The organism is Streptomyces sp. ITFR-16, assembly GCF_031844705.1.
Classification (GTDB): Bacteria; Actinomycetota; Actinomycetes; order Streptomycetales; family Streptomycetaceae; genus Streptomyces.
This window is the reverse complement of record NZ_CP134609.1, coordinates 3,615,992-3,636,283: the sequence shown is the minus strand read 5'-3', so window position 1 is coordinate 3,636,283 and position 20,292 is coordinate 3,615,992. Positions and strand designations below refer to the sequence as shown.

Annotated in this window: 22 protein-coding genes; 12 read left to right on the top strand and 10 right to left on the bottom strand. The window is 73.1% G+C overall.

The genetic code is table 11. The features are described from left to right. Positions 1 to 48 precede the first annotated feature (48 nt). Positions 49 to 1,302 carry a GNAT family N-acetyltransferase gene (locus tag RLT58_RS16190; protein ID WP_311311091.1) on the top strand — a complete coding sequence of 418 codons (1,254 nt, stop codon included), beginning with the start codon at positions 49 to 51 and terminating at the stop codon, positions 1,300 to 1,302. A gap of 36 nt (positions 1,303 to 1,338) precedes the next feature. On the opposite strand, the gene RLT58_RS16185 is transcribed toward RLT58_RS16190, so the two are convergent. Then, entirely contained in the window at positions 1,339 to 1,506 is a 168-nt protein-coding gene (locus tag RLT58_RS16185; RefSeq protein WP_311311090.1) for a hypothetical protein, read from the bottom strand. A gap of 258 nt (positions 1,507 to 1,764) precedes the next feature. On the opposite strand from RLT58_RS16185, the gene RLT58_RS16180 reads away from it, so the two are divergent. The 4 genes from RLT58_RS16180 (at position 1,765) to RLT58_RS16165 (ending at position 5,135) form a co-directional block, all read left to right on the top strand. After that, the gene (locus RLT58_RS16180) at positions 1,765 to 2,727 is read left to right on the top strand and encodes a winged helix-turn-helix domain-containing protein (RefSeq protein ID WP_311311089.1); all 963 of its coding nucleotides are present in this window, start codon (positions 1,765 to 1,767) and stop codon (positions 2,725 to 2,727) included. A 14-nt stretch (positions 2,728 to 2,741) separates the two neighbouring features. Then, on the top strand, positions 2,742 to 3,518 hold the full coding sequence (locus RLT58_RS16175) for an HAD family hydrolase (protein WP_311311088.1): 777 nt from the start codon (positions 2,742 to 2,744) through the stop codon (positions 3,516 to 3,518). Between the two features lie 65 nt (positions 3,519 to 3,583). Then, positions 3,584 to 4,423, top strand: coding sequence for a TetR/AcrR family transcriptional regulator (locus tag RLT58_RS16170; RefSeq protein WP_311314538.1), 840 nt, complete (start codon positions 3,584 to 3,586; stop codon positions 4,421 to 4,423). A gap of 19 nt (positions 4,424 to 4,442) precedes the next feature. Then, a complete protein-coding gene (locus tag RLT58_RS16165; protein WP_311314537.1) occupies positions 4,443 to 5,135 on the top strand; it encodes a TetR/AcrR family transcriptional regulator in 693 nt (230 codons plus the stop codon). 63 nt (positions 5,136 to 5,198) lie between these two features. Here RLT58_RS16165 and RLT58_RS16160 read toward each other — a convergent pair whose 3' ends face one another. The 3 genes from RLT58_RS16160 to RLT58_RS16150 all read right to left on the bottom strand — a co-directional run bounded on the left by RLT58_RS16160 (position 5,199) and on the right by RLT58_RS16150 (position 7,870). After that, the gene (locus tag RLT58_RS16160; RefSeq protein WP_311311087.1) at positions 5,199 to 5,681 is read right to left on the bottom strand and encodes a TIGR03618 family F420-dependent PPOX class oxidoreductase; all 483 of its coding nucleotides are present in this window, start codon (positions 5,679 to 5,681) and stop codon (positions 5,199 to 5,201) included. A gap of 95 nt (positions 5,682 to 5,776) precedes the next feature. Further along, entirely contained in the window at positions 5,777 to 7,249 is a 1,473-nt protein-coding gene (locus RLT58_RS16155) for an MFS transporter (protein ID WP_311311086.1), read from the bottom strand. Between the two features lie 132 nt (positions 7,250 to 7,381). Further along, a complete protein-coding gene (locus RLT58_RS16150) occupies positions 7,382 to 7,870 on the bottom strand; it encodes a MarR family winged helix-turn-helix transcriptional regulator (RefSeq protein ID WP_311311085.1) in 489 nt (162 codons plus the stop codon). A gap of 200 nt (positions 7,871 to 8,070) precedes the next feature. Here RLT58_RS16150 and RLT58_RS16145 point away from each other — a divergent pair, with 200 nt between their 5' ends. Further along, positions 8,071 to 9,186: a DUF4037 domain-containing protein gene (locus tag RLT58_RS16145; protein WP_311314536.1), complete on the top strand. Its 1,116-nt coding sequence runs from the start codon at positions 8,071 to 8,073 to the stop codon at positions 9,184 to 9,186. A 72-nt stretch (positions 9,187 to 9,258) separates the two neighbouring features. Here RLT58_RS16145 and RLT58_RS16140 read toward each other — a convergent pair whose 3' ends face one another. Continuing rightward, a complete protein-coding gene (locus RLT58_RS16140; protein WP_311311084.1) occupies positions 9,259 to 9,864 on the bottom strand; it encodes a sigma-70 family RNA polymerase sigma factor in 606 nt (201 codons plus the stop codon). A gap of 74 nt (positions 9,865 to 9,938) precedes the next feature. Here RLT58_RS16140 and RLT58_RS16135 point away from each other — a divergent pair, with 74 nt between their 5' ends. Then, a complete protein-coding gene (locus RLT58_RS16135; protein ID WP_311311083.1) occupies positions 9,939 to 10,781 on the top strand; it encodes an alpha/beta fold hydrolase in 843 nt (280 codons plus the stop codon). A 45-nt stretch (positions 10,782 to 10,826) separates the two neighbouring features. Here RLT58_RS16135 and RLT58_RS16130 read toward each other — a convergent pair whose 3' ends face one another. Continuing rightward, positions 10,827 to 11,528 carry a class I SAM-dependent methyltransferase gene (locus tag RLT58_RS16130; RefSeq protein WP_311311082.1) on the bottom strand — a complete coding sequence of 234 codons (702 nt, stop codon included), beginning with the start codon at positions 11,526 to 11,528 and terminating at the stop codon, positions 10,827 to 10,829. Positions 11,529 to 11,583: 55 nt separating this feature from the next. Further along, positions 11,584 to 12,417, bottom strand: a complete 834-nt coding sequence (locus RLT58_RS16125) for an NAD(P)H-binding protein (RefSeq protein ID WP_311311081.1) — start codon at positions 12,415 to 12,417, stop codon at positions 11,584 to 11,586. Between the two features lie 155 nt (positions 12,418 to 12,572). Between RLT58_RS16125 and RLT58_RS16120 the strand changes: the two genes are divergently transcribed. The 4 genes from RLT58_RS16120 to RLT58_RS16105 all read left to right on the top strand — a co-directional run bounded on the left by RLT58_RS16120 (position 12,573) and on the right by RLT58_RS16105 (position 15,061). Then, a complete protein-coding gene (locus RLT58_RS16120) occupies positions 12,573 to 13,373 on the top strand; it encodes an aminoglycoside phosphotransferase family protein (RefSeq protein WP_311311080.1) in 801 nt (266 codons plus the stop codon). Positions 13,374 to 13,465: 92 nt separating this feature from the next. Further along, the gene (locus RLT58_RS16115; protein WP_311311079.1) at positions 13,466 to 13,897 is read left to right on the top strand and encodes a helix-turn-helix domain-containing protein; all 432 of its coding nucleotides are present in this window, start codon (positions 13,466 to 13,468) and stop codon (positions 13,895 to 13,897) included. Positions 13,898 to 13,967: 70 nt separating this feature from the next. After that, positions 13,968 to 14,609: a hypothetical protein gene (locus RLT58_RS16110; RefSeq protein WP_311311078.1), complete on the top strand. Its 642-nt coding sequence runs from the start codon at positions 13,968 to 13,970 to the stop codon at positions 14,607 to 14,609. Between the two features lie 119 nt (positions 14,610 to 14,728). Further along, complete coding sequence (locus RLT58_RS16105) at positions 14,729 to 15,061, top strand: DUF2516 family protein (protein WP_311311077.1); 333 nt, start codon at positions 14,729 to 14,731, stop codon at positions 15,059 to 15,061. Here RLT58_RS16105 and RLT58_RS16100 read toward each other — a convergent pair. The 3 genes from RLT58_RS16100 to RLT58_RS16090 all read right to left on the bottom strand — a co-directional run bounded on the left by RLT58_RS16100 (position 15,043) and on the right by RLT58_RS16090 (position 18,706). Then, entirely contained in the window at positions 15,043 to 16,365 is a 1,323-nt protein-coding gene (locus RLT58_RS16100) for a PP2C family protein-serine/threonine phosphatase (RefSeq protein ID WP_311311076.1), read from the bottom strand. The genes RLT58_RS16105 and RLT58_RS16100 overlap by 19 nt on opposite strands. 269 nt (positions 16,366 to 16,634) lie before the next feature. Next, entirely contained in the window at positions 16,635 to 17,699 is a 1,065-nt protein-coding gene (locus RLT58_RS16095) for a C40 family peptidase (RefSeq protein WP_311311075.1), read from the bottom strand. A gap of 230 nt (positions 17,700 to 17,929) precedes the next feature. Next, entirely contained in the window at positions 17,930 to 18,706 is a 777-nt protein-coding gene (locus RLT58_RS16090; RefSeq protein ID WP_311311074.1) for a class I SAM-dependent methyltransferase, read from the bottom strand. A gap of 203 nt (positions 18,707 to 18,909) precedes the next feature. Here RLT58_RS16090 and mshA point away from each other — a divergent pair, with 203 nt between their 5' ends. Then, a complete protein-coding gene (mshA, locus tag RLT58_RS16085) occupies positions 18,910 to 20,274 on the top strand; it encodes a D-inositol-3-phosphate glycosyltransferase (protein ID WP_311311073.1) in 1,365 nt (454 codons plus the stop codon). The last annotated feature ends 18 nt before the right edge of the window (positions 20,275 to 20,292 follow it).

Genomic DNA, 20,292 nt, shown 5'->3' with positions numbered 1-20,292 from the left:
CGGGAAAACCGGGCGACAACCGTATCCTCCCTGCCTAGCGTGGAGCGTATGACCAGCCTCGATGTCCGTACCGTCGCCGAATCCGAGCTCCACGACTGGCTCCGCGCCCTGAACACCGGTTTCCTGCGGGCGCCGACGCCGTCGGACGAGGAGGTGGCGGGCCGGCTGCCGTATCTGGACCTGGCGCGTGTGCAGGGGGTGTTCGACGCGGGGCGGTGCGTGGCGACGTTCCGTTCGTTCGCGCAGGAGCTGACGGTCGTCGGCGGCGCCACGATCCCCACGGACGCGGTCACCAACGTGACGGTCTCGCCCACCCACCGCCGGCGCGGGCTGCTCTCGCGGATGATGGCCACGGACCTGGCGGCGGCCAAGGAGCGCGGCGACGTGGCCGCCACGCTGATCGCGGCGGAGTACCCGATCTACGGGCGGTACGGCTTCGGCCCGGCGGCCTGGACCACGGAGTGGGAGATCGACGTCCCGCGCGCGGGCCTGGACCCGCACCGGCCGGTCCCTTCGGCCGAGGACGGCGGCCGGATCGACCTGGTGGACGCCGCGGAGGTACGCAAGCTGGGCCCGGCGCTCCACGACCGGCTGCGCGCCCGGCAGCACGGGGCGGTGAGCCGCGGCCAACGCTGGTGGGACCTCACCACCGGCGAGGTGGCCTTCCCGAACGACCACTGGACCGAGCCCTTCTACGCAGTCCACCGCAGCGCCGACGGCACTGTGGACGGGATGCTCGTCTACCGCGCCGACGACCACTGGGGCGACGCCAAGCAGCCGCTGAACCGGGCGACGGTCCGCAGCCTGATCGCGGTGACCCCGGCAGCGGAGCGGGCACTGTGGCACTTCCTGTGCTCGGTCGACTGGATCACCACGATCCGCACCGGCCACCGCGCCCCCGACGACCTGCTCCCCCTGCTCCTCCCGGACCCGCGCGCGGCCCGCGTGGTGACCCAGGCGGACTTCCTGTGGGTCCGTGTCCTGGACGTCGTCCGGGCCCTGGAGGCCCGCACCTACGCGGTCCCCGGCTCCCTGGTCCTGGACATCCACGACCGGGCGGGCCTGGCGTCGGGCCGCTTCCACCTGGACGCCACCCCGGACGGCGCCACCTGCACCCCCACGACCCGCTCGCCCGATCTCGCCCTGGACATCAGGGAGCTGGGCACGCTCTACCTCGGCGACGAGCCGGCGAGCCGGCTGGCCGCCCTGGACCGCGTCGAGGAACTGACCCCGGGCGCGGCAGAGTCGGCGGACGCGGTGTTCCGGGCGGGACGCAGGGCCTGGTGCCCGGATGTGTTCTGAGGGGGCGTGGCCGAGGGCGCGTGAGTGTTTCGGCGGTCAGTCGTCGCCCGGGACGAGGAGCAGGGCCAGGATCAGGGCACCGGCGCAGACGCAGTTGTGGCTGCCCGCCTTCAGGCCGAACGACAGCAGAGTGAAGCCCACCGCCCCCATCAGCCCGTACTTCCACTGCACGAGCTGCTCGATCCCCAGCGCGACGAATGGCATGACGATCACTCCTCCGGTGGTGAAGGGGCGTCGGTGCTCGCACTCCGTTGTGCCGAGAGGGACGCTGCCTGTCTGCTCCTAACAACCGATCAACTTCTTCGATTTGACTGGTTGGCTTGACTGTAGGTTTCCCTACGGATGAGTAGTCGTAAACTTGTATGGTTGCATGGGGTGGGCTAAGTGCAGTGAAGATTATGTGATTTACCTGGTTGCCTACTCCAAAGTCAGCTGTATGGCGACAAGTTGTATGGTTGTCATGTGACGAATAGTGAGCATGGCTCGCCCGATGGTGACTTCGCCTACCAGCGCGTCGCGGACGAGCTGCGCAAGGACATCAACCGCGAGGAGTGGGGTCCCGGCGACCGCCTCCCGACGCGGGCCCGGCTCGCCGACCGCTTCGGCGTCTCTCTCGCCACGATCAACGAGGCGCTGAAGAGGCTGCGCAGGGACGGACTCATCGTCACCCGGCAGGGCAGCGGGACCTTTGTGCGGGGAGGCACGCAGGACGGCCCGCTCGGGCCCCGGGGCACGGGCTCCGCCGAGGGCGAGGGCGAGGGGGCGGGCGGCGACGCCGACGACACCTGGGCGGTGGAGTCGGAGGGTGTCACGCCGGTGATGCTCAAGCCCTATCTGGCCGAGGCGTTCGAAGCACCCGAAGTGACCCTCGACGTCTTCTCGATGACCACGGAGTCCCTGGCCAAGCGGGTGTCGGACCTCAAGGACGGGATCCTGGAGGGCAGGATCCCGCCGCCCCGCAGCATCAAGGCCCGGCTGATGCTGCCGGACTGCGACGCACCAGGTCTGGCGATACCCCGCCGGATCGACGGCGTCGACGAACCCCGGGTCCGCCGGCGGCTCAAGGCGATCCTGCAGAGCCACGCGACGATGCTCAGGGAAGCGCTGTTCGAACTGCGGCGCTGCAGCCCTCCACCGGAAGTCGAGGTGGAGGTGCGAGTGGTGCCGTTCGCGCCCCAGGTGAAGCTGTACATTCTGAACCGCCGACTGGCACTGCAGGGCTTCTACGTACCGGACGTGGGCACCATCCAGCTCCCGCCGGACGGAGAGGAAGTCGGGATCTACGACGCGTACGGCACGGGAGCCACCCTCTTCCCGTACCGGGCCTCGGCGGACAGGGCCGAGGCGGGACGCGGTGTCGTGCAGCAGTGCCAGGCGTTCTTCGACTCGAACTGGAAGTACCTGGCCACGAGGGTGGATCTCTGATCGTGTTGTATCCGGTGACGGCCCCCGCACATCCCGAATCCGCAGCCGTCCGGCGTGCGGTGGACCTGCTCGCGCGTGCGCGGTGCCTCGTGTGGGACTTCGACGGGCCCATGGCCCAGCTCTTCGTCGGCGAGGACGGGGCGGGGGAGAACGAGGCTCCCCTGATCGCCGAGGAACTGCTCGGCATTGCGGCGCAGCACGGTCCCGTACCGGTGGAGGCGCGCGACAGCCCCGATCCGCACGCCGTGTTCAGGCTGTACGCGCACCGGGCGAGTGCACCTGGCGCCTCGGACCGACTGCGGGCCGCCGTGGCGGAGATGCGTCACGCGCTGACCGCCCGCGAGCTGAAGGCCGCTGAGCACGCGACGCCGACCCCCGGCGCGGATCGCCTGATCAGGGCCTGGCACGGACGGGGCCGCGGGCTCGCCGTCGCCTCCAACAACCACGCGGACGCGGTGCGCAGATACCTGGAACGCGCCTCGCTGGAGCGGTACTTCGCGGGCCGGCCCGTGATCGGGCGGTGCGATGCGGAGGTACGGCGCATGAAGCCGGACCCGTGGGCCCTGAACGAGGTCGTCACCGGTACGGGGACCGACGTCACCGGCCATGTGCTGATCGGTGACTCCCTGGCCGACCTCGGTGCGGCGGACGCGGCCGGCATGCCGTTCATCGGCTATCACCGGGAGCCGTGGGGGCGGAAGACCCTGACGGACGCCGGTGCCTGGCCCGTGGTGGACTCCATCGAAGCCCTGGCCGACGAGGTCGAGGCGTCGGCGTCCGGTCCGGCCTGAGGCCGGCCGCGTCCCCTCACCCGGCGCGTCACCGCGCACGCCCTCCGCATCCCTAGGATGGCCGCCTGGGGAAGGCGGGTTCAGGTGGCGCGGGACAACGGTTCGCCGGGGGGGGGGGTACGGGCCTGCCGGCCAGTATCGAGGCCGCGTGGGGGCTGCGGGCGCGGTCGGCCAAGGGGCCCAGGCCCGGGCTGAGTCTGGAGCGGATCGTGGACGCCGCCGTGGCGGTGGCCGCGGCCGAGGGGCTCGGCGCGGTGTCGATGGGGCGGGTGGCCAAGGACCTCGGGGCGTCGACCATGTCCCTCTACCGGTATGTGGCCGCCAAGGACGAGCTCTTCGTGCTGATGCGGGAGGCGGCCATGGGGCCGCCGCCCCCGCCGGCCGCCCTGGCGGACGGGGCCGGCTGGCGCGAGGCGCTCGGGGAGTGGGCCTGGGCGCAGCGGCGGGTGCTGCACCGCCATCTGTGGATGCTCCGCATCCCCCTCGCCGGGCCACCCGTGAGTCCGAACTCCGTCGCGTGGTGGGAGCAGGGCCTCCAGGCACTCGAAGGCGCCGGTCTCGACCCGGGGGAGCAGGTCTCCGTCATCCTTCTGGTCAGCGGTTTCGTCCGCAACGAGGCACTGGTGACCGGCGACATCGACGCGGCGGTCGCGGCACGCGGCATCCCGGTCCAGCAGGTCATGGAGGGCTACGCCCATACGCTGAGCCGGCTGGTCGACCCCGTGCGCCACCCCACGCTCTCCCGGCTCGTGGCCCATGAGCCGGTGTGGTCGGCGGACGCGCCCGAGCACGAGTTCCGGTTCGGTCTGGAACGGGTGCTGGACGGGATCGACGCGCTGATCCGGGCGCGGGGGCAGATCGGCGGGACGGAGCGGGCTTCCGGCGGAGCGCTCAAGTCCGGTTGAGATCATGGGCGTACGCTTCATGGTCATGAGCGCAGAGAAGGCCAGGTCCGGCGGGTCGGCGGACGAGGAGGCGGCCCGTGGGCCGCACGCGCCGATGAGCCTGCGGGAGCGGAAGAAACAGCTGACCTATCAGGCGGTCTCCGACGCGGCGATCGCCCTCTTCCTGGAGCGCGGCTTCGACAAGGTGTCGGTGGCCGAGATCGCGGCCGCGGCGGACATCTCCAAGCCGACGCTGTTCCGGTACTTCCCGGCCAAGGAGGACCTGGCCCTGCACCGGTTCGCCGACCACGAGGACGAGGCCGCCCGGGTCGTCGCCGGCCGCGCCGAGGGCACATCCCCGCTGGACGCGCTGCGGCGCCACTTCCTGACCGGTCTGGAGCGGCGCGACCCGGTCACCGGGCTGTGCGACGTGCCGGAGGTACTGGCCTTCCACCGGCTGCTGTACGGGACCCCGTCCCTGGTCGCGCGCCTCTACGCGTACCAGAGCCGTTCCGAGGACGCGCTCGCCCGCGCCCTCGGCGGCCGGGCCCCCGACCGGCTGGCGGCGGGCCAGATCGTCGCGGTCCTGCGCATCCTCGCCCTGGACAACTGGCGGCGGATCAGCGAGGGCAGCAGCGCGGACCAGGTGTACGGGGACGCGGTCGCGGCGGCCGAACTCGGCTTCGTACAGCTGCGGTCGGGTCTTGAGGGCGGCGACGGCGGCGGCCGGTAGGGCTGCGGGCACCCCGGTGGACAGGAGCCGGGGCCGCCTTCGGGGTGCGGCCCCGGGGTCCCTTCAGTCCGCGGCCGGGATGTCCAGCGCCGTTCCGTACAGCCGGGAGACGCGGAGTCTGATCACCACGCGCCGGTCCGCGACGACCTGGGCCAGGAAGGCCGCCGTGTCGGCCGGGTCCGCGAACCCCGGGGTCAGCGACAGCAGTTCCCGGCCCACCGCGTCCCCCGCGACCGCCGCCGGCTCCGACACCTCCGCCTCCCCCTCGGCGACCGCGAACGAGAACACGTCCGGTCCGTTCACATGCAGCGCGGCCCGCGGATCGGCGCGCAACTGGCGCGGCTTGAGGCGGTCGGCCGTGCTGGAGACGCGGACCACGCGCTCCTCGGCGTCCCAGGAGTAGGTCACCGTCGTCAGATGCGGATGCCCGGTGCCGCGCACGCTCGCCAGGACCCCGAACTGCTGCTCCGCGAGCAGCCGGGACAGTTCGGCGTCGGTGAGCACGCGCGGGGCGGGGCCGGTGCCGGGGGTGGGTCGCGTACTCATGGCGGTTCTCCAGGTGGTGGGTTCTCGGTGGTCCGGCGGTGGGGCCAGGACGGTGGGGCCGGGCAGTGAAGAAGGGTGGTGGGGCCGGGCGGTGGTCAGGGGGCCGGCGCGGCCTTCGCGGCCTTCGCGCGGCCCGGGCGGGCGAGCACCAGGAGGGCGACGAGGAACGCCGCCACGAGCAGGCCGGTGCCGACCGCGAAGGCCAGGTGGTAGCCGCCCGTCAGCGCCTCGGCCCGGCCGTGGCCCCCGGCGAGCAGGGTCTCGGTGCGGGAGGCCGCCAGCGTCGACAGGACGGCGACGCCGAGGGCCATCCCGATCTGCTGGGTCGTGTTGAACAGGCCGGAGGCGAGACCGGCGTCCCGCTCGCCCGCCCCCGACATCCCGAGCGTGGTCAGCGCGGGGAGCGCGAGGCCGAAGCCGGCGGCCAGCAGCATCACCGGAAGAAGATCCGTGGCGTAGTGCGCGTGGACCGGCACCCGGGTGAGCAGGCCCAGCAGGCTCATCAGCAGGACCAGCCCGAGCAGCAGCACGTTCCGCTCACCGAACCGCGTGCTCAGCCGGGCGGAGATCCCGAGCGAGACCGCGCCGATCACGGTGGCGGCGGGCAGCATCGCGATCCCGGTGGCGGTGGCACCGTAGGCGAGCACCTGCTGCAGATACAGCGCCACGAGGATCTGGAACGAGAACAGCGCGGCCACCATGAGGAGTTGGATCAGATTCGCGCCCGCCACACTGCGCGAGCGCAGGATCCGCAGCGGCAGGAGCGGGGCGGCGGCCGTGGCCTGCCGTACGACGAACAGGGCGAGCAGGACCAGTGCGAGGGCGCCTGGGCCGAGCGTGTGGAGCGACACCCAGCCGTACGACTCGACCTCGACGACGGAGTAGATGCCCACCATCAGCCCCGAGGTGACCAGGAGCGCGCCCGTCGCGTCGGCGCCGCCCGCGAGGCCGGGCCCCCGGTCCGAGGGCAGGACGCGCATGGCGACGAGCAGGGCCGCGAGCCCGATCGGCAGATTGATGAAGAAGATCCAGTGCCAGCCGAGGGCGTCGGTGAGCAGCCCGCCGAGCACCTGGCCGATCGAGGCCCCCGCCGCGCCGGTGAAGCTGAACACGGCTATGGCCCGGGCCCGTTCGCGGCTCTCGGTGAAGAGGGTGACCAGGATGCCCAGGCCGACGGCGGACGCCATGGCGCTGCCTGCGCCCTGGAGGAAGCGTGCGGCGATCAGCAGCGCAGGGGCCCCGGCCGCGCCCGCCAGCAGCGAGGCGGCGGTGAAGACGGCGGTGCCGGTCAGGAACATCCGCTTGCGGCCGATGAGGTCACCGAGCCGTCCGGAGAGCAGCAGCAGACCGCCGAAGGCGATCAGGTAGGCGTTGACGACCCAGCTGAGCCCGGCGGGTGTGAAGCCGAGATCGTCCTGGATGGCGGGCATCGCCACGGTCACGATCGAGCCGTCGAGCACGGTCATCAGCAGACCGGTGGCGATCACCCCGAGCGCGAGCCGGCGCGCTCGGGGAGCGGCTGCCGGGACGGGTGCGGGTGCGGGTGCGGTGGGAGCAGGGGCGGACATCGGGCTCTCCTGTCGGTCGGGTCGACAAGAGAGAACGTAGCAGATGGTTTTGTTGCAGACTATTTCTTTCGGTTCTTGTTTCCGTGAATGGCGCGGTGCGGGTGCGAGGTCGCGGGTGCGAGGTCGGGGCGGCTACTTCTGGCTCTGGCGGGCCCGGCGGACCGGGCGCGGGTTCTCGGCGGGGGTGGCCAGATGCTCGCTCACCAGCTGGTTCAGCGCACGCGTGAGCGTCTCCCGGTCCGTGCGCGAGAGGCTGCCCAGCGCGTCCGTGTGCACCCGGTCCACGATCTCCTGGCTCCGCGCGGCCAGCGCGGCACCCTTCTCGGTGACGGCGATGATCCGGGCCCGGCGGTCCCGGCTGGAGGGGCGGCGCTCGGCGAGCCCGGCGCTCTCCAGGGCGTCCACCGTCACCACCATCGTGGTCTTGTCCATGTCGCCGATCTCGGCGAGCTGGATCTGGGTGCGCTCCTCCTCCAGGGCGTGGACCAGGACGCAGTGCATCCGTGCGGTGAGTCCGATCTCGGCGAGCGCCGCCGACATCTGGGTCCGCAGGACGTGACTGGTGTGGTCCAGCAGGTAGGAGAGGTCGGGTGCGGTGCGGGTGGGTGCCATGGCCGTCATGTCCGTCAGCGTAACAATTCGGTCTGTGGCAGATCGTCCGCAAGTGGATGTTTCGGGGTCGGGCCGGGGCCGTGGCCGGAGTCAGGGCCGGGGCCCGTTGGCGCGGGCGGCGTAAAGGGCTGGCCGCAGGCGCCCGCGCCCCGCACAGTGACCGCATGCCCGACGACCCCATGCCCGACGACCCCATGCCAGGCCACCGTGTGCCCGGCCCCGGACCCGCCTTCCTGCCCGGTCTGGAGCTCTCCCGGATCCTGTACGAGGAGGAGGTGCGCCCGCTCCTCGACGAGGCCTTCCCCGGTCTGCCGTACGCCGCCGCGCGGATCGGCCCCGGCTCGGAGGTGCTCGGCTTCGACAGCGCGCGGTCGGCCGACCACGACTGGGGCCCGCGCCTCGACCTCTTCCTCGCGCCCCGGGACGCGGCGGCGCACGGCGAGGCGATCCGGCGGCTGCTCGCGGACCGGCTGCCCAAGCAGGTCCGGGGCTGGCCCACGCACTTCGTCGCCGCCGACGATCCGCTCGACGCGGTCGGGCACATGGCCGTGACCGACGGGCCCGTCGACCACCGCGTCCTCCCGCACGACATCGGCGCCTGGCTGACCAGGGAGGCGGGCTTCGACGCCACCGCCCGCGAACCGGCCGTCCGGGACTGGCTCGCGATGCCGCAGCAGCGGCTGGCCGGGATCACGGCCGGGGCGGTGTTCCACGACGGACCCGGCCTCCTCGCCACCGCCCGCCGCAGGCTGGCCCGCTACCCCGAACAGGTCTGGCGCTACGTCCTGGCCTGCCAGTGGCAGCGCGTCTCCCAGGAGGAGGCCTTCGTCGGGCGCTGCGCCGAGGCGGGTGATGCCCTCGGCTCCGCCGTCGTCGCCGCCCGGCTGGTCCGCGACCTCATGCGGCTGAGCCTCCTGCTGGAGCGCCGCTATGTCCCGTACGGCAAGTGGCTGGGCAGCGCCTTCGCCCGGCTGGACGCGGCCGACGCGCTGGCGCCCTCGTTGCGGGGTGCGCTGGCCGCGACGGACCACCCCACGCGGGAGCGCCATCTGTGCGCGGCGTACGAGGCGTTGGCGGTCCGGCAGAACGAGACGGGGCTCGTCGACCCGGTGGACCCGGCGCCCCGCCCGTACCACGGCCGCCCGTTCCTGGTCCTGCACGCGGAACGCCTCGCCCGCCTGCTGGCCGCCTCGATCACCGACCCGGACCTGCGCGGCCTGCCGCTGACCGGGGTCGTCGACCAGTGGGCGGACAGCACGGATCTGCTGATGGGGGGCGGCGGGGAGGTGCTGCGGGCGGCGAGCGCGGCGGTGGCGGTGCGGTGACGGGCCCCGGGCGTCTCGACGCCCGCGCCGACACCGGCGGTGAGGCGATCGGTGCCCGGCCGGCGGCCCGGGTCAGGCGAGGCCCCCGAGCCGGTCGCGCTGGATCCGGTGGGCGAGGGTGCGGCGTACGGAGGGCGAGCCGGCCGGGGTGGCGGCGGACCGGGAGGGCAGGTCCAGACCCCGGGCGATCTCGTCGTACGCGGCCCGGTGGGCGGGCAGCTCCTCGCCGTACCGCCGCAGATCGTCCTCGACGAGCCGTCGCAGCGCGTCGACGTTCTCGGGCGTGAAGTGCTTCCTGCCGCGCGTGAGCGCGTCGACGCAGGGGGTGCAGCGGGCGGAGGCGGCGTACGTCTCCGCGATGTCCTCGGCCAGGGCCCACAACCGTCCCTCCAGCCAGGGGCGGTCGCCCTGGCCGAGCGCGAGGTCCACCGGGGGCGGCGGGCCGTCGCTCCGGTGCTTCATCACCTGCTTGGACACGGCGGGCTGACTCATGTCGGTGAGCCGGGCGATGCGGTCCTGGGTCCAGCCGAAACCGACGAACACCTTGATCATCTCGGCGCGGAGCCTGCGCATCTCCTCGCCCGCGCGGATGACGTCGTTCATGCCGGCGAGCATCCGCGCGGCCTGTTCCTCGGTCAGCGTCCCGGGGTCCTGCTGGGTGTTCTCTCCGCCTGCCACGGTTCAGTTATACCGCGAACAGCACGCTCCATAACCTGGTTGTACAACCAGGTTATGGGTGTCACGCTGCCCCCATGACGACCTTCTGCGCAGCGCCCGACGGAACCCGGCTCGCCCACCGCGTGTACGGGGAGGAGCGGCCCGGCGACCCGCTGATCTGCGTCCCGGGAGGGCCCGCCGACTCCCGCTACCTGGGTGAACTCGGCGGCCTGTCCGCCCATCGCCGTCTGATCGTTCCCGACCTGCGCGGCACGGGCCGGTCCGAGGTCCCCGAGGACCCCGCCACTTACCGCTGCGACCGTCTCGTCGACGACATCGAGGCGCTGCGCCGCCACCTGGGCCTCGCCCGCACGGATCTGCTCGGCCACTCCGCCGGGGCGAACATCGCCGCCCAGTACGCCGCCCGGTACCCGGACCGGGTCGGCAGGCTCGTCCTGGTCACCCCGGGCACCCGGGCCGTGGGCATCGAGATCACGGGGGAGGAGCGCCGGGAACTCGCCGGGCTGCGGAGCGGCGAACCGTGGTTCCCGGCCGCGTACGCCGCGCTGGAGGCGCTCACCCGCGGCGAGGGCGCGGACTGGGAGGCGGTGGACCCGTTCTTCTGCGGCCGCTGGGACGAGGCCGCCCGCCGGCACCGCGCGGAGAGCCGGCCCGCCAACCCGCAGGCCGTCGCGCACTTCGGCGCCGAGGGGGCCTTCGACCCGCCCTCGGCCCGCCGTGCGCTCGCGGAGTTCGCGGGCCCCGCCCTGCTGCTGGCCGGCGAGTTCGACCTGAACAGCCCGCCGCGCGCGGTGGCCGAGTTCGCCGCACTGTTCCCCGCCGCCGCGTTCGTGGTGCAGCCGGGCGCGGGGCACCATCCGTGGCTGGACGACGCCGAGGCGTTCACGTCGGCCGTCGCGGGGTTCCTGGCACGGTGAGCGGTGCCGGGCGCCGCGCCGGCGCTCACGCCACCGCGCCGGCCCTCACGCCGGTACGGGCTTGTGGGCGAGGAAGAAGGCCTGCGGCCCCTGCCGCCCCCGCTCGCTCTCGTCGGGTTCGCGGATCAGCCGGGCGGTGACGACGAGCCCGGCGTCCTCCAGCAGCCCGGCGATCCGCTCGGGAGGCATCCAGTACACGTCGAGCGAGAGGGCGTGTCCGTACGCCCGGTCCAGATGCCGGAGCCGGTCCCCGGCCTTGAACGCCAGGAGCATCTGCCGCCCGGGCGCCAGCACCCGGTGGCACTCGGCGAACACGGCGGGCAGCAGCTCCGGGGGCGTGTGCACGGTCGAGTACCAGGCGACGACCCCGCCGAGACTGTCGTCGGCCGGCTCCAGGGCGGTCATGGACCCCACCTCGAACCGCAGCCCCGGGTGCGTCCGGCGGGCGACCTCGACCATCCCGGGCGACAGATCGACCCCGAACGCGTCCACGCCCAGGGCGTCGAGGTGCGCGGTCACCCGCCCGGGCCCGCACCCGAGATCGGCGACCGGCCCGGCCCCGCGCGCCCCTTCCGCGAACGCGGCGAGCACGGCCCGCTCCAGCGGCTTGCCGGCCAACTCGTCGCGCAGGAGCAGTTCGTAGTCGGAGGCGACGGTGTCGTACGAGTCCCGGGTGGCCCGCAGGTACGCGGCACGGGCCAGGGACCCGTCCGGCTCGGCGGCGGCTCGGTCTTCGGCTGCGGTCATGACGGCAGACGGTAGCGGTACGGGTGAACGCGCCCAGGGCCGGTGCCCGGGCGGCTCAGCGGAACGCGGCGGTGTTCTCCTCGGCCCACTGCCGGAACCGCCGGGCCGGGCGCCCCGTGACCCGCGCGACCGTGTCGCGCACCGCCAGCAGCTCGTCGTTGACGTCCCCGCCCATGACGTCGAGCACCGCGTCCGCGTCCTCGGCCCCGACGACCGCGACCATCTGCGCGTGGGCCTCCTGGCGGCCGATCTCGGTGAACGCCACCTCCCGGCCCAGCGCGGCGGCGATGGCCTCGACCTGCCGGCGGGGCGACACCGGCTCGGGGCCGGTCAAGGTGTACGTCCGTCCCCGGTGGCCGGGCTCGGTGAGCGCCACCCGTGCCACCGACGCGATGTCCGCGGGGTGAACGGCCGGCAGCCCCGCGTCGGCGAACGGCGCGCGGACGGCCCGGTGTTCACGGACGGAGGCGGCCCACAGCAGGGCGTTGGAGGCGAACTGCGTCGGCCGCAGGATCGTCCAGGCCATCCCGCTGTCCTTCACCAGTTGCTCCACCGCCAGGTTCTCGACGGCGGGGCCCAGGTGCGGGTGTGTCAGTGCGGTGATCGACGAGACCAGCACCACATGCTCCACCCCGGCCTGCCGGGCGGCCTCGATGATGTCGGCGTCCGGGCCGATCCGCGACACGAGGAACACCGAACGCACGCCCTCCAGCGCGGACTTCACTGACGCCGGATCCGTGAAGTCGCCCTCCGCGGCCGCGACCCCCTCGGGGAAGGAGGCCCGCGCGGCATCACGGGTGAGCCCTCTCAGCGGCCCGGCCCCGCATGCGTGCAACTCCTTCAGCAGTGCACTGCCGATGTTTCCGGTGGCTCCGGTCACAAGGATCATGGGTGCCTTCTCCTGTCGTCTGATGAGCAACTGGGCAACTGAGCGACTACGGGGCACGCTAGGAGCTCAAGCACCCTTCAGGTCAAGGGAGCGGCGCGGCGCCGGCCGCCCCGGCCCTCGGTGAACTCCGGCTCCGGGGCGATAGCGTGACCGGCATGACGGCTGAGGGCGAGGCACTGGTCGGCGGCATGGCGAACGCGGGGGCGGTCTTCCGCCGGGGCGCGCTGGTCGACCGCCCGGCGCCGCGCAACGCCCGCGCCCTGCACGCCCACCTCCGGGCGCTGAAGGAGCACGGCTTCGACGCGGCGCCGACCCCGGTCGCTCTCACCGGGGACGGCCGCGAACAGCTGACCTTCGTCCCCGGCGACGTGGCTCTGCCGCCGTTCGCGGACTGGGCGATGACGCGGACCGCCCTGGAATCGGTGGGGAGCCTGCTGCGGCGCCTGCACGAGACCAGTGCGGCCGTCGGGGTCGACACCCGGGCCGCGTGGCCGGGGGAGCTGGCCGACCCGGAGGGCGGAACGATGCTGTGCCACAACGACGTGTGCCCGGACAACGTGGTCTTCCGCGAGGGCCGCGCCGCCGCCCTGATCGACTTCGACCAGGCGGCCCCGGGCCGCCCCCTCTGGGACGTCGCCATGACCGCCCGCTACTGGGTCCCCCTGGCCGACCCCGCGTCCGCGGCGGCGTTCTACCCCCCGGGGCTGGACGCGCCCGCGCGGCTGCGCATCCTGGCCGACAGCTACGGCCTCACGCCACAGGCCCGCGCCGAGCTGCCCCACGTCGTCGAGCAGGCCACGGAGGTCTGCCGGTCCTTCGTCACCCGCCGCGTGGCCGACGGCGACCCCGTCTACCTCCAGGCGCTGGCCGAACGCGGCGGATGGTCCCGCTGGGACCGCCTCCAGACCTGGCTGACGGAGCACCGCGAGGTGTTCAGGGCGGCCCTGCTGGACTGAACTGCCCGGCCCGCACCCCCGAACGAGTGGTCCTGAACACTTTTGCAAGCGGGTGCTTGCAAAAGTTAGCAGCGGGGGTCCAGTATCGAGGCATGGCATCACTCAACGTCGGCAATCTCGGTGAGTACCTGCGCGAGCAGCGCCGTACCGCGCAGCTCTCGCTGCGGCAGCTCGCCGATGCCGCCGGGGTGTCCAATCCCTATCTCAGCCAGATCGAGCGCGGGCTGCGCAAGCCCAGCGCCGAGGTGTTGCAGCAGGTCGCCAAGGCGCTGCGGATCTCTGCCGAGACCCTGTACGTGCGGGCCGGGATTCTGGACGAGCGGGAGCGGGAGGAGCTGGAGACGCGGGCGGTGATTCTCGCCGATCCGTCGATCAACGAGCGGCAGAAGAGCGTGCTGCTCCAGATCTACGCCTCCTTCCGCAAGGAGAACGGGTTCGAGGACGAGCCCGTGGACGGGGAGGGGCGCGCGTCCGGTGCGGATGCGCCCTTCAACGACGACGGCCCTGCTGCCGATACAGCTTGAGAAGCCCGCAACACGCTCCACAGCCTCAATACCCTCATACACCGTCTGATGATCCGGGAGGACCACAGTCATGGCCATCACCGATGACCTGCGCAAGACCCTCACCGACCCGACCCCCCTCTACTTCGCGGCCGGCACGGCCGATCTCGCCGTGCAGCAGGCGCGCAAGGTTCCGGCGCTGATCGAGCAGCTGCGGGCCGAGGCGCCGGAGCGCATCGAGGCCGTGCGCAACACCGACCCCAAGGCCGTCCAGGAGAAGGTCGCCGGGCAGGCCAAGGAGGCCCAGGCCACGCTGCAGGCCAAGGTCACCGAGGTGATCGGCGCTTTCGACACCGACCTGAAGAAGCTCGGGGAGAGCGCCCAGGACCTGGCCCTGCGGGGCGTGGGCGTGGCCGCGGAGTACGCGGTACGGGCCCGTGAGACGTACGAGAAGGTCGCCGAGCGCGGCGAGCAGACCGTGCGGACCTGGCGTGGTGAGACCGCCGAGGAGATCGTCGAGATCGCCGTCGTCGTCGAGCCGCGCAAGGAGTCCAAGCCGGCCGCCACGACCACCAAGGCCGAGCCGAAGCCCGCCGCCGGGCCCGCCCCGGCCAAGCCCGCGCCGGCGCCCAAGAGCGTCAAGGCCGAGGCCAAGCCCGCCGCCGCGCCCGCCAAGAAGGCGCCCGCGCGCAAGCCCGCCGCGAAGAAGGCCACGCCGCCCTCCGCCAAGTAGCGGTCGCGATGTCCGGCAGGTGTGCCGGGACGACGGGCGGGCACCTTTCGGGGTGCCCCGGTCGTTGTCCCGGTACCTTGGCCGCGAGGCGCTCATCCACTCACTAGGCGGTGCACATCATGTTGCTCGAAGGCTTCCAGTCGTTCCTCGGGCTGATCTACACGGCCATGCTCGTCCTCGCAGTGGTCGCGCTGGTCATGGCCGCGGTCGCCCGCGAGGACGCCTACCGCGCCGCGGACAAGCAGAAGAAGTCCTTCTGGCTGATCATCCTGGGCGTCGCGGTGGCGGTGAACCTCTGGGTGCCGTTCCTCTTCGTGCAGCTCGCCGGCCTGGTCGCGTCCATCGTCTTCTTCGTGGACGTACGCCCCGCGCTCAAGGCCGTCTCCGGCGGCGGCCGTCGCGGCGGCTCCAGCAGCGACGGCCCGTACGGCCCCTACAACGGCGGGCGTTGAGCCCCTGCGGCCGACACGTGTCCGGGGCGCGGGCGGGGGATGCGCGCGCGCCGGCGCGGGGTGTCCTGGTCGCGGTCGAGCAGCAGGACCGCGACGTCGTCGGTCAGCTCGCCGCCGTTCAGCTCCCGCACCTGGGCGACCGCGGCCTCCAGCAGGTCCTCGCCGGTCAGCCCCTCGCCCAGCTGGCGGTTGATCATCGCGACCATGCCGTCCTGGCCGAGCCGCTGCGTGCCGTTGCCGACACGGCCCTCGATCAGCCCGTCCGTGTACATCATCAGGCTCCAGGAGCCGCCCAGCTCCACCTGCCGGCGCGGCCACCGAGCACGCGGCAGCAGGCCGAGGGCCGGGCCGCCGTCCTCGTACGGAAGCAGCTGCGCCGCCCGTCCGTGGCGGGCGATCAGCGGTGCGGGGTGGCCCGCCAGGCACAGGCCCGCGCGGCGGCCGTCCGGGGCGATGTCCACCGTGCACAGCGTCGCGAAGATCTCCTCGCTCTCCCGCTCGTGCTCCAGGACCTGCTGGAGGGTGGAGAGCAGTTGGTCGCCGCAGAGTCCGGCCAGGGTCAGCGCCCGCCAGGCGATGCGCAGTTCGACGCCGAGCGCCGCTTCGTCCGGGCCGTGCCCGCAGACGTCGCCGATCATCGCGTGGACCGTGCCGTCGGGCGTACGGACCGTGTCGTAGAAGTCCCCGCCGAGCAGCGCCCGGCTGCGGCCGGGGCGGTAGCGGGCCGCGAAGCGCAGGTCGGAGCCCTCCAGCAGCGGGGTGGGGAGCAGGCCGCGTTCCAGCCGGGCGTTCTCCTGGGCGCGCAGCCGGGACTCGGTGAGCTGGTGGTGCGCCACGTCCGCGCGCTTGCGCTCGACGGCGTAGCGGATGGCGCGGCTGAGCAGCCTGCCGTCCAGTTCGCCGCGGAAGAGGTAGTCCTGCGCGCCCACCCGGACCGCCTCGGCGGCCAGCTCGGCGTCGTCCTCCGCCGTGAGGGCGAGGACGGCGTGGCGGGGCGCGATCCGCAGCACGTGCTTGAGCGTGGCGAGTTCGTCCGCCTCGTCCTCCCCGCCGGCGCGCGTCTCGGCGTCCGACGGCAGGGCCAGGTCCAGCAGGATGCAGTCCACGTCGTCGGTGAGCAGCCGGCCCGCCTCGGTGAGGTTGCGGGCGGCGCGGATGCGGACCCGGGCGCCGGCCGCCGCCGACAGTTCGGGGACGGTGATGGTGCCCGCCGGGTCGTCCTCGATCACCAGGAGGGTGAGGTCGGCGCCATTGCTGGTCTCCGCAGCGGGCTCGGAACGCTGCTGCGGTACGGGTACGGGCATCGGTTCGGGTTTCCTTCCCTCCCCCCGAGGGCGCGGCGGAGCGACGATCGACGACCCGCCAGACGGGGACCATAGCGGTACGGGACGCGGGAACGGAATGGCGCACCGCACGTGGCCTCCGGCATATGCACCGCCATAAGCCGCGTCAGGTCACGGATCCGGCGCGCCGGTCCCGCTTCCGGGTGCCGGGGAGGGCATGACAAAGGTCACGCCTGCCGCCGGGGGCGGAGTGGCGCCGCTCACGCGGACCGCCGGACCGCTGCCGCCCCCTACTTGTCCGGGCGGACGACGCCGAGTATCTCCATGGAGCCCGCACCCGCGAGGGTGACGTTGCGGCCGGGGCGCGGGGCGTGCACGATCGCGCCGTCGCCGATGTACATCCCGACGTGCGTGGCGTCGCTGTGGTAGATGATCAGGTCGCCGGGGCGCATGTCCTGGATCGCGATGTGCGGGAGCAGGCGCCACTGCTCCTGCGAGGTGCGCGGGATCGGCCGTCCGGCCGCCGCCCAGGCCTGGGACGTCAGCCCGGAGCAGTCGTACGACTTGGGGCCCTCGGCCCCCCATACGTACGGCTTGCCGATCTGGGCGGTCGCGAAGGCCACCGCCTTCTTGCCGCTGGGGCTGGCCTCGCGGTTGATCTCCTTGAGCGCGCCGGAGCCGAGCCACGCGGTCTGCGACTTGTACGCCTCCTCCTGTTCGAGCGCGAGGAGGCGGGCCTTCTCCTTCTTCTCCAGGTGGGACTCCAGCTTCTTGGCCGCCGCGATCTGCGCGTTGATCTTCTTCTTGGCCTTGGCCTGCTTCACGCGGTTGGCTTCGAGCTTGGTCCAGTTGGTGCTGGCGTCCTGGGTGTACGTCTCCAAGTCCTCCTGGGTCCTGTTCAGTTCGCCCAGAAGCCCCTTGGCGGCCTGCTGGCCCTGGCGGGCCCGGCTCACGCCGTCGAGGAAGAGCTGCGGGTCGCCGCTGAGCATCAGCCGGGCGCCCGGCGGCAGTCCGGCGTTGCGGTACTCCTCGCGGGCCTGTGCGCCGGCTCTGCTCTTGAGCTCGGCGATCCTCGCCTGGCCCTCGACTATGGCCTGCGCCAGTTTGACGATCTCGCTCGACTGCTTCTTCGCCTTCTCCTCGGCGAGGTTGTACGCGTCCGTCGCGGCCCCCGCGGCCCGGTACAGCCCGTCGATTTCCTGGCGGACCTCCTCCAGGCTCTTCTTCGGCTCCGGCTCCGGCGGTGCGGTGGGGGAGGGCGGCGCGGGCGCGGCGAGGGCCGGGACCGGCGCGGCGAGTACGGCGAGCGCGCAGACCAGGGTGATGGCAGCGGCGGCACAGTGACGTCGGTACACGGGCTCCCCCTCCGAGCAGATCCGGCCGGGCCGAAGAGGTCCGGTCGACCTGATTAACCGTCAGTAACTTAAGGCACCGACGAGATCGTGCCATGCCGTACCGAAAAGCAACAGAGGCAGACACACCCCCGCCGTCCTCCGTCGTCCGCACGGCCCCACTTCTCCGACGATCAATACCCCGCAGGCGTTCCCGGGGCCGGGGGATTTCCCCCTGTTTCCCTCCCGTTGTGCTACCGCTCGGGCCGCAGCGCGCTCCACTTCACCGTCACTTCGCCCTGCCGCCACCTCCGTACCCCGTCGGTCAGCGGCCAGTCGTCCGCCAGGGCCCGGACGGCGGTGATCCAGCGCTGCCGGGCGCCGAGCGAGGCGTACGGGGCCGCCGCCGCCCACGCCCGGTCGAAGTCGCGCAGGAACGCGTGCACCGGCTCGCCCGGCACATTGCGGTGGATGAGCGCCTTCGGCAGCCGCTCCGCGAGATCGGATGGCCGGCCCAGCGAGCCGAGCCGGGTCGCGAAGGTCACCGTGCGCGGGCCCTCCGGCCCCAGCGCCACCCAGACATGGCGGCGCCCGATCTCGTCGCAGGTGCCCTCCACCAGCAGCCCGCCCGGCGCCAGCCGCCCGCACAGCCGCTCCCAGACCGCGGCGACCTCCTCCTCGTCGTACTGGCGCAGCACGTTCGCCGCCCGGATCAGCGCCGGGCGGCCGGGCAGCGGGATCTCGAAGCCGCCGTGCCGGAAGGTGAGGCCCTCACGCTCGTACGGCCGGGCCGCCTCGACCCGCTCCGGGGAAATCTCGATGCCGACCACCGCGGTGCGCGGCTCGGCGGTGCGCAGCCGGGCCAGCAGCTCCACGGCGGTCCAGGGGGCCGCGCCGTACCCGAGGTCGACCGCCACGGGGGCGTCGGCGCGGCGCAGGGCGGGGCCGTGGGTGGCGGCGATCCAGCGGTCCATGCGGCGCAGCCGGTTCGGGTTGGTGGTCCCGCGGGTCGCGGTGCCGATCGGGCGCATGACACAGAGCGTAACGATCCCGGTGGGTACGGGCGCCCGGCGGCCGTCGCGGCGACGCGCCGGAGCCCCACCGTAATGATTTGGCAAAGCGGAAATGAAAGGAGGGGTTCCGCTGTTCCAGACCTTCGAAGGGGCCGTGCGCCCCTTCGGTGCCATGCCGTGAGTCCGTCGGCACCAGGGCCCAGCGAGGAGGACCGGACGACGTGAGCCAGTACGTCTCTCGGCGCGGCAGCAGCCGTGTCGCACCGCGTCTCAGGTTCCCCGCCGGCTTCACCGGATCCTTTCCCGGCGGCCACCGCAAGCCGCGCCGGATCGCGATGCTCTCCGTGCACACCTCCCCGCTCCACCAGCCGGGGACGGGCGACGCGGGCGGCATGAACGTGTACATCGTGGAGCTGGCGAAGCGCCTGGCCGCGATCAACATCGAGGTGGAGATCTTCACCCGCTCCACCACCGGCGCCCTGCCGCCGGCCGTCGAGCTGTCGCCCGGCGTCCTGGTCCGGCACGTCGACGCCGGACCGTACGAGGGCCTGGCCAAGGAGGAGCTGCCCGCCCAGCTCTGTGCCTTCACGCACGGCGTGATGCAGGCGTGGGCCGGCCAGCGCCCCGGCTACTACGACCTGGTGCACTCGCACTACTGGCTCTCCGGCCACGTCGGCTGGCTCGCCGCCCAGCGCTGGGGCGTCCCCCTCGTCCACGCCATGCACACCATGGCCAAGGTCAAGAACGCCTCGCTCGCCGAGGGCGACACCCCCGAACCCGCCGCCCGGGTCATCGGTGAGACCCAGATCGTCAGCGCGGCCGACCGGCTGATCGCGAACACGGCCGAGGAGGCGGACGAGCTGGTCCGCTTCTACGAGGCCGATCCGCAGGCCGTCGCGGTCGTCCACCCGGGCGTCAACCTGGACCGCTTCCGCGTCGCCGACGGCCGCGCCGCCGCCCGCGCCCGCCTGGGGCTTCCGCAAGACGCCCTGATCCCGCTCTTCGCGGGCCGCATTCAGCCGCTGAAGGCCCCGGACGTGCTGCTGCGCGCCGTCGCCGCCCTGCTGGACCGGGACCCCTCGCTGCGGTCGCGGATCCTCGTACCGGTCGTCGGCGGCCCCAGCGGCAGCGGGCTCGCCAAGCCGGAGGGGCTGCAGAAGCTGGCGGCCCGGCTCGGCATCGCGGACGTCGTGCGGTTCCATCCGCCGGTCGGGCAGGACCAGCTCGCCGACTGGTTCCGGGCCGCGTCCGTGCTGGTCATGCCCTCGTACAGCGAGTCCTTCGGCCTGGTCGCCATAGAGGCCCAGGCGGCGGGCACCCCGGTCGTCGCGGCGGCCGTGGGCGGCCTTCCGGTGGCGGTACGGGACGGGGTCAGCGGTTTCCTGATCCCCGGACACGACCCGGTGGCGTACGCGCGTGCGCTGGAACGGTTCGTGCGGACGCCGGAGCTGGTCGGCAGGATGGGCGACGCGGCGGCCGAGCACGCCCAGCGGTTCGGCTGGGACACGGCGGCCGCGGCGACGGCGGACGTGTACACGGCGGCGATGCAGGAACACCGGCGGCGGGTGCGGTCGCACCACGGCTGAGCCGAGGCGGCGGGCCCC